Annotated in this window: 14 protein-coding genes and 1 tRNA gene; 11 read left to right on the plus strand and 4 right to left on the minus strand. The window is 67.8% G+C overall.

What is annotated here, in order from left to right; all coding sequences use genetic code 11:
• Positions 1 to 56: 56 nt before the first annotated feature.
• A complete protein-coding gene (locus QH276_RS22405; protein ID WP_280397294.1) occupies positions 57 to 965 on the plus strand; it encodes a DUF58 domain-containing protein in 909 nt (302 codons plus the stop codon).
• A 278-nt stretch (positions 966 to 1,243) separates the two neighbouring features.
• Here the strand turns inward: QH276_RS22405 and QH276_RS22410 are convergent, their stop codons facing one another.
• Entirely contained in the window at positions 1,244 to 2,041 is a 798-nt protein-coding gene (locus tag QH276_RS22410) for an RDD family protein (protein WP_280397295.1), read from the minus strand.
• A 72-nt stretch (positions 2,042 to 2,113) separates the two neighbouring features.
• On the opposite strand from QH276_RS22410, the gene QH276_RS22415 reads away from it, so the two are divergent.
• The gene (locus tag QH276_RS22415) at positions 2,114 to 3,190 is read left to right on the plus strand and encodes a stage II sporulation protein M (RefSeq protein WP_280406890.1); all 1,077 of its coding nucleotides are present in this window, start codon (positions 2,114 to 2,116) and stop codon (positions 3,188 to 3,190) included.
• 870 nt (positions 3,191 to 4,060) lie between these two features.
• Here the strand turns inward: QH276_RS22415 and QH276_RS22420 are convergent.
• Positions 4,061 to 4,143: transfer RNA gene (locus tag QH276_RS22420), tRNA-Leu, on the minus strand.
• Between the two features lie 249 nt (positions 4,144 to 4,392).
• Between QH276_RS22420 and QH276_RS22425 the strand changes: the two genes are divergently transcribed.
• The 7 genes from QH276_RS22425 (at position 4,393) to pknB (ending at position 14,293) form a co-directional block, all read left to right on the plus strand.
• A complete protein-coding gene (locus tag QH276_RS22425) occupies positions 4,393 to 5,763 on the plus strand; it encodes a DUF3662 and FHA domain-containing protein (protein ID WP_280397297.1) in 1,371 nt (456 codons plus the stop codon).
• 202 nt (positions 5,764 to 5,965) lie between these two features.
• Entirely contained in the window at positions 5,966 to 6,433 is a 468-nt protein-coding gene (locus QH276_RS22430) for an FHA domain-containing protein FhaB/FipA (protein ID WP_280397298.1), read from the plus strand.
• Positions 6,430 to 7,914 (plus strand): PP2C family protein-serine/threonine phosphatase, encoded by a 1,485-nt coding sequence (locus QH276_RS22435; protein ID WP_280397299.1) that lies wholly within the window; start codon positions 6,430 to 6,432, stop codon positions 7,912 to 7,914. Before QH276_RS22430 ends, QH276_RS22435 begins: the two co-directional genes overlap by 4 nt.
• Complete coding sequence (locus QH276_RS22440; protein ID WP_280397300.1) at positions 7,914 to 9,392, plus strand: FtsW/RodA/SpoVE family cell cycle protein; 1,479 nt, start codon at positions 7,914 to 7,916, stop codon at positions 9,390 to 9,392. Before QH276_RS22435 ends, QH276_RS22440 begins: the two co-directional genes overlap by 1 nt.
• Positions 9,389 to 10,855 carry a peptidoglycan D,D-transpeptidase FtsI family protein gene (locus QH276_RS22445; RefSeq protein ID WP_280397301.1) on the plus strand — a complete coding sequence of 489 codons (1,467 nt, stop codon included), beginning with the start codon at positions 9,389 to 9,391 and terminating at the stop codon, positions 10,853 to 10,855. The genes QH276_RS22440 and QH276_RS22445 overlap by 4 nt, the downstream gene beginning before the upstream one ends.
• A gap of 37 nt (positions 10,856 to 10,892) precedes the next feature.
• Positions 10,893 to 12,392, plus strand: coding sequence for a serine/threonine-protein kinase (locus tag QH276_RS22450; protein WP_280397302.1), 1,500 nt, complete (start codon positions 10,893 to 10,895; stop codon positions 12,390 to 12,392).
• Positions 12,389 to 14,293 (plus strand): Stk1 family PASTA domain-containing Ser/Thr kinase, encoded by a 1,905-nt coding sequence (pknB, locus tag QH276_RS22455; RefSeq protein ID WP_280397303.1) that lies wholly within the window; start codon positions 12,389 to 12,391, stop codon positions 14,291 to 14,293. The genes QH276_RS22450 and pknB overlap by 4 nt, the downstream gene beginning before the upstream one ends.
• 185 nt (positions 14,294 to 14,478) lie before the next feature.
• On the opposite strand, the gene QH276_RS22460 is transcribed toward pknB, so the two are convergent.
• Positions 14,479 to 15,123 carry an aminodeoxychorismate/anthranilate synthase component II gene (locus QH276_RS22460; protein WP_280397304.1) on the minus strand — a complete coding sequence of 215 codons (645 nt, stop codon included), beginning with the start codon at positions 15,121 to 15,123 and terminating at the stop codon, positions 14,479 to 14,481.
• Positions 15,124 to 15,259: 136 nt separating this feature from the next.
• On the opposite strand from QH276_RS22460, the gene crgA reads away from it, so the two are divergent.
• Positions 15,260 to 15,526, plus strand: coding sequence for a cell division protein CrgA (crgA, locus tag QH276_RS22465; protein WP_280397305.1), 267 nt, complete (start codon positions 15,260 to 15,262; stop codon positions 15,524 to 15,526).
• Positions 15,527 to 15,609: 83 nt separating this feature from the next.
• A complete protein-coding gene (locus tag QH276_RS22470) occupies positions 15,610 to 16,071 on the plus strand; it encodes a PH domain-containing protein (protein WP_280400638.1) in 462 nt (153 codons plus the stop codon).
• 110 nt (positions 16,072 to 16,181) lie between these two features.
• Here QH276_RS22470 and QH276_RS22475 read toward each other — a convergent pair whose 3' ends face one another.
• Complete coding sequence (locus QH276_RS22475) at positions 16,182 to 17,060, minus strand: rhomboid family intramembrane serine protease (protein ID WP_280400636.1); 879 nt, start codon at positions 17,058 to 17,060, stop codon at positions 16,182 to 16,184.
• Between the last annotated feature and the right edge of the window lie 149 nt (positions 17,061 to 17,209).

Here is a 17,209-nt window from a genome sequence, read left to right on the forward strand (position 1 = left end):
TTCCCCCCCCCCCCCCCCCCCCCCCCCCCCCCCCCCCCCCCCCCCCCCCCGGTCCGGTGACCGTGCGCCTGTTCGGCCCGCTCGGCCTGGCAGGCCACCAGTTCCGCCGGGCGGTACCCGCCCGGGTCCGCGCACTACCGCCCTTCCGCAGCGAGCGGTTACTGGCGGGCAAGGTCAAGCGACTACATCATCTGGAAGGACGCAACCTCGCGGATCTACGCGGCCAGGGCACCGAATTCGATTCCTTCCGCGAATATGTGCCGGGCGACGATATCCGCACGATCGATTGGCGGGCCACTGCCCGGGCCACCGACGTCCTCGTCCGTACCTGGCGCCCCGAGCGCAACCGGCAGCTGCTGATGCTGCTGGATACCGGCCGGAGCAGCGCGGCCCGCGTCGGGGCCGGCACCCGCCTCGACAGCGCCATCGAGGCGGCCCTGTTGCTGGGCAGCCTGGCGGCGGCGGGCGGCGATCTGGTCGGCCTGCTCGCCTACGACCGCACGGAACGCGCCGAGGTGCGCGCCGGCACCGGGCGCGGTACCTCGGCGAGGATTATGCACGCCCTCGCCGGGGTCACCCCGGCGCTGCTGGACACCGATGCCGAGGGCCTGGTCCGCGCCGCGATCCGGCGGGCCCGGCGGCGCAGCCTCATCGTCTGGTTCACCAGCCTCGACAGCGCGGCGGTGACCGAGAACCTGCTGCCGGTGCTCCCGGTGCTGGCCGACCGCCATCGGGTCCTGATCGTCTCGGTCACCGATCCGGAAATCGCCGCCGCGGCCGCCGACCGCACCGGTTCACCCGCGCTGTACCGGGCCGCGGCCGCCGAATCCCGGATCGCCGAACAGGCGGTACTACAGGAATCGCTGCGCCGCAGGGGTATCGCCGTGATCGCCGCCCCCGCGCCCGACCTCCCCGCCGCGCTGGCCGACGAATACCTCGAACTCAAACAATCCGGCGCCCTGTGAACCGTTCCGGCGGCGGGCCTGGGCGACGGTCTGCGCGAGCGCGTGGTCCGCAGGTCTGCCGCCGCACGTAAGGGTCGCGCCCGGATCAACGCACCGGGACCAGGCTACTGATCGCACTGCCGACCAGGCCGCGCAACAGGCGCCGCAGGCCCGCCTGCCGGCGTGCGCGGATGCCGCACGGCGCACCGGTCCACGCCGTATGCCGCCGATCCGTCGTACCGCAACGGTCGGCGGCACCTCCGGGCGGTGGACCTGCGCGGCATCCGCCGGACCGTATTTCAGCGCAGTTGCGGCACCTTTGGCGAGGGAAACAGCATGGGCGGAGCCGGACGGGTGGGTAGCGAACGGCGCTGGCGTTCGGCGATCACACTGCCGAGTATCTGCACCGGCGGATAACCCGCGGGAGCCGCCACCCGCAGCCGGCTGCATACCGCCGCGACCAGTGCCTGCCCGATCTCGTGCTGAGCGGCCGGGGTGAGCGTATTGATCCGGGTCAGGTACTGACGCACCGCGAGGGCGAGTTCCTCGGGCATCCCGGTCAGATCGAGTTCGGCCGACCAGCCGGTGAGCCAGGCCGGCGGTATCGCCAGGGCCGGCAGGGACAGCCGCTGCTGGATATGTACGACCACCGTCCCCGCCAGGACATCCCCGGCCCGGCGAGCGTGGGGCGAGCATATCGAGGTGGCGACCGCGATCAGTCCGAAGAGGCCCAGAATCCAGAAATCCACGATCGCGCCCGTCAAGCCACGAGTGAGCGCATGGCGGAAATCGATGGGACCGCCATCGGACCGCACCACCCGCAAGCCGAGCGCCAGCTTGCCCGGCGTCGCACCGCGCAGAACGGTCTCCCAGATCACCGGATAGCCGACCAGCACGGCGACCAGCGAGACCAGGGACAGGGTGGTGAACCACGGGCTGCTGTCGTCGCCACGGAGCACCATCATCACCACGGTGAGCAGAAAGATCCCGAGCACGGCCTGAATGATCAGGTCGAGCACGAACGCCGCGGCGCGGGTCGGGATCCGGGCGACCGGCAACTCGAGCGCCACCGCTTCCCCCGTCGTGAAGGCAGCCATATCGCATAGCATTCTTCCACGGCGGCCCGGTGCGAACCCGGTGTCGCCGGACGCGGAGGTGCGCCGCCCGGTGTGGAGATCCCCGAGGGCGGCGGCCGGATCCGCACCCACGCCGGAGCCGGCGGCGGGCCGGGCGGAGTGGGAGGTGAGCCGATGGATGTGGACGCTTACAGCGCGCGGCATCGCCAGGCGTGGGCCCGGCTGGATGCGCTGACCGGCCGGCGCAAGCTGACCGGTGCGGAGGCCGACGAGCTGGTGCTGCTGTATCGGCGGACATCCCAGCAATTGGCGCGCTTGCAGACGCACACTCCCGAACCGGAACTCGTGGCCGGTTTGAGCGCACTACTCGCCCGGGCCCGGGGCCGTATCGTCGGCAGTTCGCCCGACACCTGGACCGAGATCCGCCGGTTCTGCACCCACCGGTTCCCCGGGGCGGTCTACGACGCGCTCGGGTGGTGGCTCGGTGTCGCGGTGGTCTTCCTCGGTGTCGTCGCGGGTTTCACGTTCTGGCTTTCCGCCGACCCTTCGGCGCGGAGAACCCTTGGGCTGCAAGAGGACACCCGGTCCCTCACCGCTCCGGGCGGTGCCTTCGAGACCTATTACACCGAGCATCCTAACGACGCTTTCGCCGCAATGGTCTGGACCAACAATGCCTGGGTCTCCGCACTGGCCCTGTTCCTCGGTGTGCTGATCCTGCCGGTGCTCTACCTGTTGTTCATGAATGCCCTGAATATCGGCATAACAGCGGGACTCATGGCCGATGCGGGCCGGCTCGATTCGCTGTTCGGCTTCCTGCTGCCGCACGGAATGCTGGAGCTGACAGCGATTTTCATTGCCGGCGGCGCCGGGCTCAAATTGGGCTGGACACTGATCGACCCGGGTCCGCGCAGTCGCGCCGAGGCGGTGGCCCGCCAGGGGCGCCGCGCCGCGGCGATCGCCCTGGGCCTCGTCCCGACGCTGCTGGTAGCGGGCCTGCTCGAAGGTTTCGTCACACCCAGCACGTTGCCCACTCCGGCGCGAATCGGCTGCGGACTGCTCGCCGAAGCGCTGTTTCTCACCTACATCTTCGCCGCCGGCCGCCGGGCGAAAGCCGAACACGTCCCCGCTCCCATAGCGGCCACTACGGACACCCGCCGCGCGCACACGTAGACAACGGCGAGCACACCGCAGCGGACATCATCCGATGAGGTGACAGCAACGTGAATTCGATGACCTGTGAGAATCCCCCGATTGAATTCCGCTGGCCGCAGCGAGTCGCCGCTCTAGCTGCGGCCAGCGTTACCGTCGACTCTACACAATCGTTATGCCTACGCAACCCGCTGCGGAACAGGTCACAGGTATAACCTCGGAGCCAGCAAACAACCAGAAACCTCCCTGACCGACCTCGGTCAGCTAACTTCCAGCAGACCTCCGCAGACTTGCAGCAGTCCTTTCATTTGCAAGTACATTTGGTTTTTACTGGTCAGGGGCATATCCGTAACCAGGCTTACACACAATCGCCCGATGGCTCGCGGGCACCGCGGCCCGAACCGTCGTTAACTCCCCCGATTTGCCACCGACCAGCACATTCGCGAAGGGTTAACACCGCCGCCGGAGCGCCTCGGCGGCCAAAAGAAACCCCGAGTCGGTTTCCACGCCTCAAACCTGCCGACGCCCCCGAATACGACCCGGAGATGTACTCGCGCGCGGTTAACCAGGGTGGTACCAGGACGTGAACTGGGTCACTTCGGGCCACAAGATAGGGCACCCTCAGCAGTACCGTCGCTACCGGAAATCAATTGTGTGACCTTCGTCTCACTCGCGCATACGGCGTGTTCATCCGGCGCATTCCAAGATCTTCCGCCCTGACAACAGACCACGAAACAGGCGGGCGCCACCGGTTCCGCACGGCACTGTGCCGGCAGCCGGACACCACGCGACGAACTCCAGCGGTCCGCGGCGCGATCGGACCCGTAACCGTATCTGCACCCTGAAACGAAGGAAGCCGCGGATCCGACCGAATCCGCGGCTTCATCCCAGTGGGCGAAGGGGGACTTGAACCCCCACGTCCCGAAGGACACTGGCACCTGAAGCCAGCGCGTCTGCCATTCCGCCACTCGCCCGAGCGACGGATGAGACAGTATCACGGAGGTGACCGCGAGGCGAAATCACCTGGTCACAGCGGCCGACGGCAACGCTGTGACCAGGGCACGGAGGCCGGGCCGGCGGCTTTGGGAACTCCGTCACCGCCGCGGTAGTTACAGGTATAGCCGATCGCGGATATCATGCAGGGAACGTGCTCGTAGTACGACACGCCGTATACGCGTGTCGTCGTAATGAATGAGGAGAGACTCACCGAAGGGAGGGCCCATATGGGGATCGTCTCGAGATTCGAGCGCCGCCTCCAGGGCGCCGTCGGTGACGTCTTCGCCCGGGTCTTCGGCGGGAACGTAGTTCCGCAGGAGGTCGAGGCCGCGCTGCAGCGTGAGGCCGCCGACAACGTCCAAGAGCTCGGCGGCGGGCATCTGCTCGCACCCAACAGTTATGTGATCACCATCAACTCGTCGGACCACCGGCAGCTCGACGCCGATCACGACCTCACTACCCGCGCTTTCGCCAAACATCTCCAGGATTACATCCGGGAACAAGGATGGCAGACCTACGGCGAAGTGCACGTGGTCTTCGAGGCATCCCCTACGCTGCACACCGGAATGTTCAGGACGAGCGGCCGCGTCGACCCCGATGCCGGCCGTGGAGCTGCCTCGGCTCACCGCCCGGAACCGCTACAACGACCCGCTAACCCGCAACCAGGAGCTGGCCCCATGACGCAGAACTCTGGCTACGACCCGAGCCGTGAGCACGCGGAGTCCGATCCACGCAATCGCGGGTACGCTCCCGGACCCGTGGGACGCGGGCCGCAGAACGGCGCGTACCCCGAGGACTACGGTCCCGGCGCGCAGTACAACGGCGCTCCCGATTATCAGAACGGCTACGACTACCAGCAGGGCGGCGCCGCCTACGACCAGCAGGGCTACGCCGGTCAGCCGGGCTACGACCAGGGCGGGTACGCGCAGCAGCCCGGTTACGACCAGCAGGGTTACGCACAGCCCGGCTACGACCAGGGTTACGACCAAGGCGGATACGCCCAGCAGCCGGGCTACGACCAGCAGGGTTACGCACAACCGGGTTATGACCAGGGCTACGCCCAGCAGCCGGGTTACGACCAGGGGTACGACCAGCAGGGTTATGCGCAGCAGCCCGGTTACGACCAGCAGGGCTACGCACAGCCCGGCTACGACCAGGGTTACGACCAGCAGGGTTATGCGCAGCAGCCGGGCTACGACCAGGGGTACGACCAGCAGGGCTACGCACAGCAAGGCGCAGCGGGATATCAGCAGGCCCCCCCGCCGGCGGGCTACGGCGCCCAGGGCGGATACGCGCCGACGGCCGGGCCCGGATTCTCCGCGACCCTCGCGCTGGACGACGGCAGTGGTCGCACCTACCAGCTCCGCGAGGGCAGCAATATCATCGGCCGCGGCCAGGATGCTCATTTCCGGCTGCCGGATACCGGTGTCTCCCGCCGCCATATCGAGGTGCGCTGGGACGGCCAGACCGCGATGCTCTCCGACCTCGGCTCCACCAACGGAACCCTCGTCAACGGCTCACCGGTGCAGGACTGGCAGCTCGCCGACGGGGATGTGATCCGCGCCGGGCATTCCGAGATCCTTATCCGTATTGTCTGATGCCGTAGGCTCGCCGTGCGGATCACGAGACGGCTCTCGCATAATAGGGCGGTCCAATCGTGATCGGTCTCGTCCGACGGTCCTATGATGTGCCGACACGTATGCGGCACCGCGAACGCGGGCCGCCGGGACGAGCACGGCCACAGGGGTGGGTCACCACGCCGACGGCACCGGCACACGGTCGATTAGGAGGTGGAGCGCCGTGCAGGGACTGGTTCTGCAGTTGACCCGTGCCGGGTTCCTCCTGCTGTTGTGGCTGTTCGTCTGGGCAATCCTGCGCACCCTCCGCAGTGATATCTACGCGGCCTCCGGCATCCGGCAGCAGACTCGGGGACCGCGTGGTTCCACGGTGCTGCCGTCGATGCGCCGAGGCCAGAAGGGCGCCAAATATCTTGTGGTGACTCAAGGTTCTCTTGCCGGTACCCGCATCACACTGGGTACCCAGCCGGTATTGATCGGCCGTGCGGACGATTCGACGCTGGTGCTCACCGACGATTACGCCTCCACCCGACATGCCCGCCTGTCCCTACGCGGTGACGACTGGTACGTCGAAGACCTCGGCTCGACCAACGGTACCTACCTCGATCGTGCCAAAGTCACCACCGCAGTCCGCGTTCCGCTCGGCACTCCTGTCCGGGTCGGCAAGACAGTGATCGAGCTCCGATCGTGACACTTGTTCTCCGCTACGCAGCGCGCAGCGACCGCGGCCTGGTCCGCGCCAACAACGAAGATTCCGTCTACGCGGGTGCCCGGCTACTGGCACTCGCCGACGGTATGGGCGGGCACGCCGCCGGGGAGGTCGCGTCCCAGCTGATGATCGCCGCGCTGGCGCATCTGGACGACGACGAACCCGGCGAAGACCTGCTGGGCAAACTCAACCGGGCCACCCATGCCGGTAATTCCGCGATCGCCGAACAGGTCGAGGAAGAACCCGAACTCGACGGTATGGGCACCACGCTCACCGCCATCCTGTTCGCGGGCAAGAAGCTCGGCATGGTCCATATCGGCGATTCCCGGGCGTACCTGCTGCGCGACGGTGAACTGGCCCAGATCACCCGCGACGACACCTTCGTCCAGTCGCTGGTCGACGAGGGCCGGATCACCCCGGAACAGGCCCATACCCATCCGCAGCGTTCGCTGATCATGCGCGCGCTCACGGGTAACGAGATCGAGCCCACGCTGGTGATGCGTGAGGCCCGCGCCGGTGACCGCTACCTGCTGTGTTCGGACGGCCTCTCCGATGTGGTGAGCGATGAGACCATCGCCAACACCATGCGCGAGGGCAGCACCGACGAATGCGCCGACCGGCTCATCGAACTGGCGCTGCGCAGCGGCGGCCCGGACAATGTCACGGTCGTCGTCGCCGATGTCATCGACCTCGACTACGGCCAGAGCCATCCGATCGTCGCCGGCGCCGCCTCCGGTGAGGCCGAGGACAACCCGCCGCCGAACACCGCGGCGGGCCGGGCCGCCGCCATGCGTCCCCCGGCCGCCGCGCCGCGGCGTACCGCCAACGAGCCCGAACCACCGCCGAAGAAGTCCCATAAGCTGCGCTGGCTGCTGCTCGCGGTCGCGCTGGTGTTCGCGGTGGTCATCGGGCTGGTCGTCGGGTACAAGATGATCCGGTCCAACTATTACGTGGGCGCGGACAACGACAGTGTCGTGGTCATGCAGGGACTGCCGGGCTCGATCCTCGGCTACTCCATCCACGAGGTGAACCTGGTCGGCTGCGTCACCGCCAAGGGTGAGCTGACGCTCGCCGAGAGCGGCGCGCCGCTGCCGGCGGGCTGCGCACCCCTGAAGGTCAGCGATCTCCTGCAGACCGGGCGCGAACAGGTCGAACGCGGTCTGCCCCCGGGCACCCTGGACAAGGCCCGCGAGCAGATGCGCGTGCTGGCCGATCGCGAACTGCTGCCGGTGTGCAAGAAGAACGGGTCCGCCGCCCAGCCGGGCGTCACCACGACCCCCACTCCGGCTCCGCCGGCCGCGCCGACCCCCACCGAGGCCGCTCCGCCGGCCCCCGCGACCCAGGCGCCCCCTGCCAACGGTGAGAACCCGGCACCACCGGCCCCGCCGACCACCACCACGCCGGCGCCGACCACCACCGCTGTGCCCCAGACGCCGGGGGAGAACTGCCGGGTGACGGACTGATGTCCGCACCGGCACCACCGTCCGCCGGGGCTTTTCCGAGTCCCCCGGGCGGGTTCGCTGCAGCGCAGCCACCGACCGCGCGGCGCAATACCGAACTTCTGCTGCTCGGCTTCGCGGCCTTCATCACCACCGCCGCACTGTTTCTGGTGGAAGCCAATCAGGAACAGTCGCTGACCTGGGATATCGCGAAGTACGGGCTGGCCTATCTGGGCCTGTTCGCGGTCGCGCACCTGGCCGTCCGGCGGTTCGCGCCGTACGCCGATCCGCTGCTGCTGCCGATCGTGGCGCTGCTGAACGGAATCGGGCTGGTGCTCATCCACCGGCTGGATCTGGCCGATCAGGAGACCGCCGCCTACAACTCCTGGGATATGCCCTCGCCCGACGCCAACCAGCAGATCCTGTGGACAGCCCTGGGAATCGTGCTGTTCGTGGCCCTGCTGCTCCTGTTGCGCGATTACCGGACATTGGCCAAGTACGCCTACACGCTCGGTCTGGTGGGGTTGGTCGCGCTGGCGATACCGGCGCTGCTGCCCAGTTCGCTGTCGGAGGTCAACGGCGCCAAGATCTGGATCCGGCTGCCCGGCCTGAGCCTGCAGCCCGGTGAGTTCGCCAAAATCCTGCTGATCATCTTCTTCGCCTCGGTGCTCGTCTCCAAGCGCGAACTCTTCACCGCGGCCGGCCGGCATTTCCTCGGTATGGAATTCCCCCGCGCCCGCGATATGGGCCCGATCCTGGCGGTCTGGATCGTCTGCATCGGCGTGCTGGTCTTCGAAAAGGATCTCGGGACCTCGCTGCTGATCTTCGGCACCGTGCTGGTGATGCTGTATATCGCCACCGAGCGAGTGGGCTGGCTGCTGATCGGCGGCGGCCTGCTGGCCCTCGGCTTCGTTTTCGCCTACCAGCTCTTCGGGCACGTGCGGGTGCGCGTCGAAACCTGGCTGCATCCCTTCGACGATTACAACAACACCGGCTACCAGATCGTGCAGTCGCTGTTCGGGCTCGCCACAGGCGGGCTGGCGGGTACCGGACTGGGCAGCGGGCGCCCGCAACAGGTGCCGTTCGCGAAAACCGACTTCGTCGTCACCACCATCGGCGAAGAGCTCGGCCTCATCGGCCTGACCGCCGTCCTGATTCTTTTCCTCATCCTGATCCTGCGCGGTATGCGCACCGCGCTGGCGATCCGCGACAGCTTCGGCAAGCTGCTCGCGGCCGGGCTGGCGTTCACCCTCGCCATCCAGATCTTCGTGGTCGTGGGCGGTGTGACGAAGTTGATCCCGCTCACCGGTCTCACCACGCCGTTCGTCTCCTACGGCGGTTCTTCCCTGCTGGCGAACTACATCCTGCTGGCCCTGCTGATCAAGATCTCCGACGCGGCCCGTGCACCGGCCCCGCCCCGGCGCCGGGAACCGGCGCCCGCGCCGCTGGCAGAAGCGCAAACGGTGATGGTGTCACGACGGCAAGGGGGTCAGCAGCGATGAACACACCGCTACGCCGGGTCGCCATGGCGGTGATGGCGATGATCGTGGCGCTGCTGCTCAATGCCACCTATATCCAGGTCATCAAAGCCGACGACTACCGTGCCGACCCCCGCAACTCCCGGGTTCTGCTCGACGAATACTCCCGCCAGCGCGGCCAGATCTCCGCGGGCGGCACAGTGCTGGCCAGCTCCGTCGCCACCGACGACCGGTACAAGTACCTGCGCGTCTACCCCACCGACCCGGCGGCTTTCGCCCCGGTCACCGGTTTCTATTCCATGCAGTACGGCAGCACCGGACTCGAACGCGCCGAAGACCCCGTACTCAACGGCTCGGATGCCCAGCTGTTCGGCAGCCGGCTCGTCGACCTGGTTTCCGGCCGCGACCCCCGCGGCGGCAACGTGGTCACCACGATCGACCCGGTGATGCAGCAGGTCGCCTACAACGAACTCACCAGCAAGGGCTACACCGGATCGGTGGTCGCGATCGAACCCAGTACGGGCAAGATCCTCACCATGGTGTCCACCCCGAGCTACGACCCCAACCAGCTGTCGGGTCACGACGGCGCGCAGGGCACCGAGGCGTGGGAAACCCTCAGCGCCGACGAGAACCAGCCGATGCTCAACCGGGCGATCTCGCAGACCTACCCGCCGGGGTCCACCTTCAAAGTGGTGGTCACCGCGGCCGCACTGTCCAACGGCGTCGCCAACCCGCAGACCCAGTTCACCGCGGCGCCGAACATCACCCTGCCCGGTACGAGCACCACGCTGGAGAACTACAACGGCACCAATTGCGGCTCCGGCGCCACGGCCACTCTCTACGAAGCGTTCCGCCGGTCCTGCAACACCGCGTTCGTCGAACTCGGCGTCGATGTGGGCGCGGCGGCACTCGAGGACGAGGCGGCCGCGTTCGGTATCGGCCCGCATCGCGGTATCCCGATGCAGGTGGCGGAGAGCACCATCGGCAATATCCCGGACGATGCGGCGCTCGCGCAGAGCAGTATCGGCCAGCGTGACGTGGCACTCACCCCACTCGACAATGCGGTAATCGCGGCTACCGTGGCCAACGGCGGCGTGCGGATGGAACCGTATCTGGTCGACCAGCTGCAGAATCCCGACCTCAGCGAGCTGGCCACTACCGAACCGGTGTCGGTCGGGCAGGCCGTGAGCGCCGATGTAGCGTCTACCCTGACCGACCTGATGGTCGCCTCGGAAGAGAACACCGCGGGTAGCGGCGGATCGGCCTATCGGATCGCGTCCAAGACCGGTACCGCCGAACACGGCTCCGATCCACGTAATACCCCACCGCACGCCTGGTACATAGCGTTCGCGCCGGCCGAGAACCCGAAGATCGCCATCGCGGTCATCGTGGAGAACGGCGGCGACCGCGCGCTGGCGGCAACCGGTGGGTCGGTCGCCGCGCCGGTTGCCCGGGCGGTACTGGACGCAGGTCTGCGAGGTCGCTGAACGAGATGGATATGCGAGTGAATCTGCGGGGAACCCGATGCTGACAAACGGCGCGATGATCGCGGACCGCTACCGGCTGCAGCGCCTGATCGCCACCGGTGGGATGGGTCAGGTCTGGGAAGCCCTGGACACCCGGCTCGACCGCCGGGTGGCGGTGAAGGTGCTCAAATCGGAGTTCTCGGCCGATCCGACCTTCCGGCACCGCTTCCGCACCGAGGCCAAGACCACCGCGCAGCTCAACCACCCCGGTATCGCCGGGATCTACGACTACGGCGAAACCTACGATCCCCAGGGTGGCGAGACCGCCTACCTGGTGATGGAACTGGTACAGGGCGAACCGCTCAACACCGTGCTGAACCGGCTCGGCCGGTTATCGGTCGTGCAGGGTCTGGATCTGCTGGAACAGACCGGTCGGGCGCTGCAGGTCGCGCATCTGGCCGGTGTGGTGCACCGCGATGTGAAACCAGGAAATATCCTGGTCACGCCCACTGGTCAAGTGAAGATCACCGATTTCGGTATCGCCAAGGCGGTCGACGCCTCCCCGGTCACCAAAACCGGGATGGTGATGGGCACCGCCCAGTACATCGCGCCCGAACAGGCGGTCGGCGAGGATGCCACGGCGGCCAGCGACGTCTATTCGCTCGGCGTGGTCGGCTACGAGGCCCTCGCCGGACAGCGCCCGTTCACCGGTGACGGTGCCCTCACCGTCGCGATGAAGCATGTGCGTGAGGTACCGCCGCCCATGCCGGCGGATCTGCCCCCGAACGTGCGTGAACTCGTCGAGGTGACACTGGCCAAGGATCCGAGCCACCGTTATGCCGACGGCGGTGAATTCGCCGAGGCCGTGGCGGCCGTACGTTCCGGCCGCCGCCCGCCACCGCCCCGTAATCTGGCCGCAGCCGGGCCCACCAGCGTGATCGCGGCGCCTCAGCCCGGCTACGACGATCCCGCCACCGTGCGCTACACCACCCCGGCGGCCGCGATGACGGGCGCGACGACGGTAATGGACCATCACGGCGCGCACGAGGCCGCTCCCGCCGATTACCGCGACGGCGGTGGCGGTGGCGGACTCGGCAAGAACCAGAAGTGGATGATCGCGCTGGGCATCGGCGCGCTACTGCTCGGTGGTGCGGTGCTCTGGTTGCTCTTCGGCGGCGATACCAACCCGGAGAGCACCACGCCGGGAGTCACCTCGACCTCCCCGACAACCCGGCAGCTGCCGCCCCCGGTGACCACGACCTACGAGGTGACCGAACCGCCGGTGTGGACTCCCACCGAGGAGAACACGCCGACCCAGCCGCCGGCGACCACCACCACCACGCAGCCGCCCACGTCCACGACCACCACGCAGGCGCCGACCACCACGTCGGAGACCACCACGGCGCCGACCACCACCGAATCGACGGGTAGCGAGGCGACGACCACCACCCGGAGCCTTCCCGTTCCGGAGATCGACCTGCCCGACTTCCCCGAGATCACCCGCGAAGACAGCAGCTCCCCCTTCGACCGGCCGAGCCACCATCAAGGACAGCCATGACGACGCCGAAGAATCTCTCCTCTCGCTACGAGCTGGGCGAGATCATCGGATTCGGCGGTATGTCGGAGGTGCACCGGGCCCGCGATCTGCGGCTCAACCGTGATGTCGCGATCAAGGTGCTGCGCGCCGATCTGGCCCGCGACCCCACGTTCTATCTGCGCTTCAAGCGTGAGGCGCAGAATGCCGCGGCTCTGAACCATCCCGCGATCGTGGCGGTCTACGACACGGGGGAGGCCGAGGTCGACGGCGGTCCCCTGCCGTTCATCGTGATGGAGTACGTCGACGGCGATACGTTGCGCGATATCGTGCGCAACGAGGGCCCGCTGCCGCCGCGGCGGGCGATGGAAGTGATCGCCGACGTCTGCGCCGCTCTGGATTTCAGCCATAACGCCGGCATCGTGCACCGCGATATGAAGCCCGCCAACATCATGATCAACCGGGCCGGCGCGGTGAAGGTGATGGATTTCGGGATCGCGCGCGCGATCGCCGACGCCGCTAACCCGATGACGGCGACCGCCGCGGTGATCGGCACCGCCCAGTACCTCTCCCCGGAGCAGGCCCGCGGGGAAACCGTGGACGCCCGCTCGGATGTGTACTCGGTGGGCTGCGTCCTGTTCGAGATCCTCACCGGCGAGCCGCCCTTCACCGGTGATTCGCCGGTCGCCGTGGCTTATCAGCATGTTCGCGAGGACCCGCGACTGCCCTCGCTCGTGTACGAGGGGGTGCCGCGCGAGCTCGATTCGGTGGTGCTCGAGGCCATGGCCAAGAACCCGGCGAACCGGTATCAGAGCGCGGCGGAGATGCGCGCGGACCTGATCCGGGTGCTGGGGGGCCAGAAACCCGGCGCGCCCATGGTGATGACCGACGAGGACCGCACCACCATGCTCGGTCCGGCCCAGCCGCCGGCTCGCGGTCAGCACCGGCTCGACGACGACGATCTCGACGACTACGACGACGGGCACCGCGGCAACCGGCGGATGGCCTATATCGCCGCCGGAGTCGTGGCCGCGGTGGTCGTGGCCTTCGGGTTGTTCTGGATGCTGATCGGTCCGGGTGCCCGGCCCGATCAGGTGGCGGTGCCGGATCTGTCGAACCTCACCACCAGCGAAGGCGAACAGAAACTGGAGGCGCTCGGCTTCGACGTCGCCATCCAGGAGAAGCCCGACGGACGGATCACCGCCGGCCGCGTCATTTCCACCCAGCCGCTGGGTGGTTCGCGTGCCGACGAGGGCAGCACGATCACGATGCAGGTGTCCACCGGCCCGCAGCAGGTGCCGGTACCGCAGCTCACCGGCCTGAGCCAGCAGGAAGCCGCACAGGAACTCAACCGGGTCGGGCTGCAGGTGCACCCGGAGGCGAAGCGCGGGCCGTCCAAGCCCGAGGAGAAGGACAAGGTCATCGCCCAGGAGCCCTCGCCGGGAATCGAGATCGACGCGGGCAGCCAGGTGACGCTGACCGTCGGCTCCGGCCCCGAGCAGGTGTTCGTGCCCGATGTGGTCGGCCAGTTGATCGACCGGGCCCAGCCGAACCTCGAGGGCGCCGGATTCAAGATCGAAATCCGTGAGGTCCAGTCCGCTCGACCGCGCGGCGAGGTGCTTTCCACCAGCCCGGCCGGTGGATCGAACGCCGACAAGGGATCCACCATCACGGTGCAGGTCGCGCAGAGCGACCGGATCTCGATGCCCAATCTGGTCGGCCTCAGTGCCGCGGAAGTGGTGGATACCCTGCGGGAGAGCGGCTGGCAGGGCAGCGTGAACCAGGTCCGCCAGATCACCCAGATCACCCTGAACTCCGATCAGGCGGGCAAGGTGCTGAGCCAGCAGCCGTCGGCCGGAACCACGGTGCCTTCCTCCACCACGGTCACCGTCAACACCGGTGTCCTTCCGCTCGGACCGCCCTGACGAAACAGTCGTTCGGGCCCCGACCGGATCCGGTCCGGTCTGGGCCCGAACGACAGCTGGTGCGAAACGGTCTTCCCCGCCGCCGCTATCGACGGCCGCGCGCCCTTCGACATCGTGGGGCGCTGGGTCCGCCGGTGCAGCGGGACCGAACCGCTTCCGTTCCGGCGAACGGCGGCGCGGCCCGCTTACTGGACGGTGAGCCCGGCGACCTCGGCCTCGAGCATTTCGACCAGCCCCTCGGCGGGCCGCTCACCACAGATTTCCAGCCAGTTGGCCAGCATCCGGTGACCGCCCTGGGTCAGCACTGATTCCGGATGGAACTGCACACCGTGGATCGGCAGTTCGTGGTGCCGTAGCGCCATGACGATGCCGCTTTCGGTGCGGCCGATGACGTCGAACCCGGCCGGCAGCGTGTTCTCCACCACGGTGAGCGAGTGGTACCGGGTCGCGGTGAACGGGTCGGGCAGCCCGGCCAGGACACCCACGCCGATATGAAAAACCGAACTCGTCTTACCGTGCAGCAGTTCAGGTGCCCGGGTCACCGTCGCCCCGAAGGCCGCCCCGATCGCCTGATGGCCGAGGCAGACACCGAGGAGCGGGGTGGACTGTTCGGCGCAGGAGCGCACGAGGTCGATGCTCTTACCGGCACGTTCCGGCGTACCCGGGCCGGGGCTGATCAGAATCCCGTCGAAATCGCGGGCGACGGCATCGGTATCGGCGAGTTCGGGATCGTCGTTGCGCCAGACGACCGCCTCGACGCCGAGCTGGCCCAGGTACTGGACCAGGTTGAACACGAAGCTGTCGTAATTGTCGACGACCAGAACTCGCATGCACAAAGAGTACGTGCCGCAACCGCCGGGCACAGTTCCGACCACCGGGAACCCCGGCCGGGTACTGGGGCATCCCCCCTGATCACCTGGTGGGATAGCCTTGGAACACGACCTGCACGCTGAACACGAGGACATCATGCCCAAGTCGAAGGTCCGCAAGAAGACCGATTACACGATCAACCCCGCCAGCCGTACGCCGGTGAAGGTGAAGGCAGCGGGTCCGTCGCCCGTCTGGTACGTCACCATCATGCTCGGCTTCATGCTGGCCGGGCTGGTATGGCTGCTGGTCTACTACCTCGCGGCCGATCAGATCAGCTGGATGAGCGATCTCAACGCCTGGAACTTCCTCATCGGATTCGGGCTGATGGTGATCGGCCTGATCATGACCATGCGCTGGCGCTGACCAGGGGATTACACGGGTGTAATTAATGCACACCTGTGGATAAGCCTGTGGATAACTCTCGAGACGGATTGGGGGAACACCGCGTGCAGCCCGAGAGCACATCGCCACGCCTCGCCTGGACGACGCCGCTGCCCGCGCTGATCGCGGTGGCGGTCGGGGGCGTGATTCTCGCGGTGGCCGCCGTGGTGACCGCCGAGGCGGCGGGCACATTACTCCTCGGCGTCGCGGCACTGGCCATGCTGGCCCTGGCCGCACTCGGGGTCCGTCAACGACCGCGGCTATCGGTGATCCCCGGCGAGCGACCGCTGCTCGTGCTGCGCGGCCTCACCGGCGTCACCGAGTACACCCGCGATCAGATCCTGCGGGCGCGGGTCGTGGGTTATCGCCGGCTCGGCCGCAAAACGCCCATGCTGGAAATCGACGTCGATCATCTCGGTACCGAGCGGCTGCTCATCTTCGGCCGGTGGGATCTGGGTACCAGCCCGGAAGAGGTCTACGAGACCCTGCGTTCCGAGCTGCGGCTGCACGGCGAATCGGCCCGCTGAGCCTGCTCGTCCGGCTGATCTCGGGCTCTGATGTTTCACGTAAAACATCGGCACCGGGGACCGGCTACTACCCGCCGCGGTGCGCGATGGCCCGAGACCCGGCCGGCAACTCAGCGTAAGGACGCAGCCGCTATTCCGATCACCGCGAGCGCTGCCACCGCCACGACCGCGAGTGCGATCACACCCACCCGCCGGGCCCGCTGCGGCGATTTCACCCGCAACCATTCCGGCAGGAACAGAACGCCCAGCGTCGCCAGCGTGCCTGCGGCCAGCCCGCCGAGATGCCCCCACAGCGAGATTCCGGGCAGCGAGAAGCTGATGAACACGTTGATACCGATCAGGATCAGCATGCTGTTCGGGTTCTGCCGCAGCCGGACGAGGATCACCGTGATCGCGCCGAACAGTCCGTACACCGCACCCGACGCCCCGGCGGTCAGGTTCTCCTGGGCCAGGAGCATCACGGCGGCCGAACCGCCGAGCAACGAGATCAGATACACCGCCAGGTAGCGCGCCCGGCCGAGCACGATCTCGATATCCCGGCCGACGATGTAGAGCGCCAGCATATTCAGCAGCAGATGGATCAGGCCGTAGTGCAGGAATCCGGAGCCGATCACCCGGAACCATTCGCCACCGGCGACAGCCGGCGGAAACATGACCCAGTCGACGAACAGCGCCGACTCGACCTCATTGCCCGTCAGGCTGCGGGCCTGTACGGAAGTCACCGCGTAGACCACCACGTTGAGCGCGATCAGCACGTAGGTGACGAACGGGGTGGCCGTGCGCGCGGCAACCGCTCCCGAGACCTCCCGTACCTTCCGCGTACCGCGCTGATCGGCGCGAATACAGTCGACACAGTGCTGGCCGACCGAGGCCGGACGCAGACATTCCGGGCAGGCCGGGCGGCCGCAGCGAGTGCAGGCCAAACCGGTGGGGCGGTCGGTGTGCCGGACACACACCGGCATGGGCGGCGAGGGCTGCTGCGGGTTCATCGGCGCACCCGGCTCGAGGACGGCTGAAGGCTCCGGCCGGGCGGCACCGGCCCGCGTGTCGTACTCACCAGCCCATCGTGGGCCCCGCCCCCCGCCCCGCGGGCCCCCCCGGGGCGCCCCCCCCGCCCGGGGCCGGCCGCGCCGGCCCG

Source organism: Nocardia carnea, assembly GCF_029869215.1.
Lineage (GTDB): Bacteria > Actinomycetota > Actinomycetes > Mycobacteriales > Mycobacteriaceae > Nocardia > Nocardia carnea_B.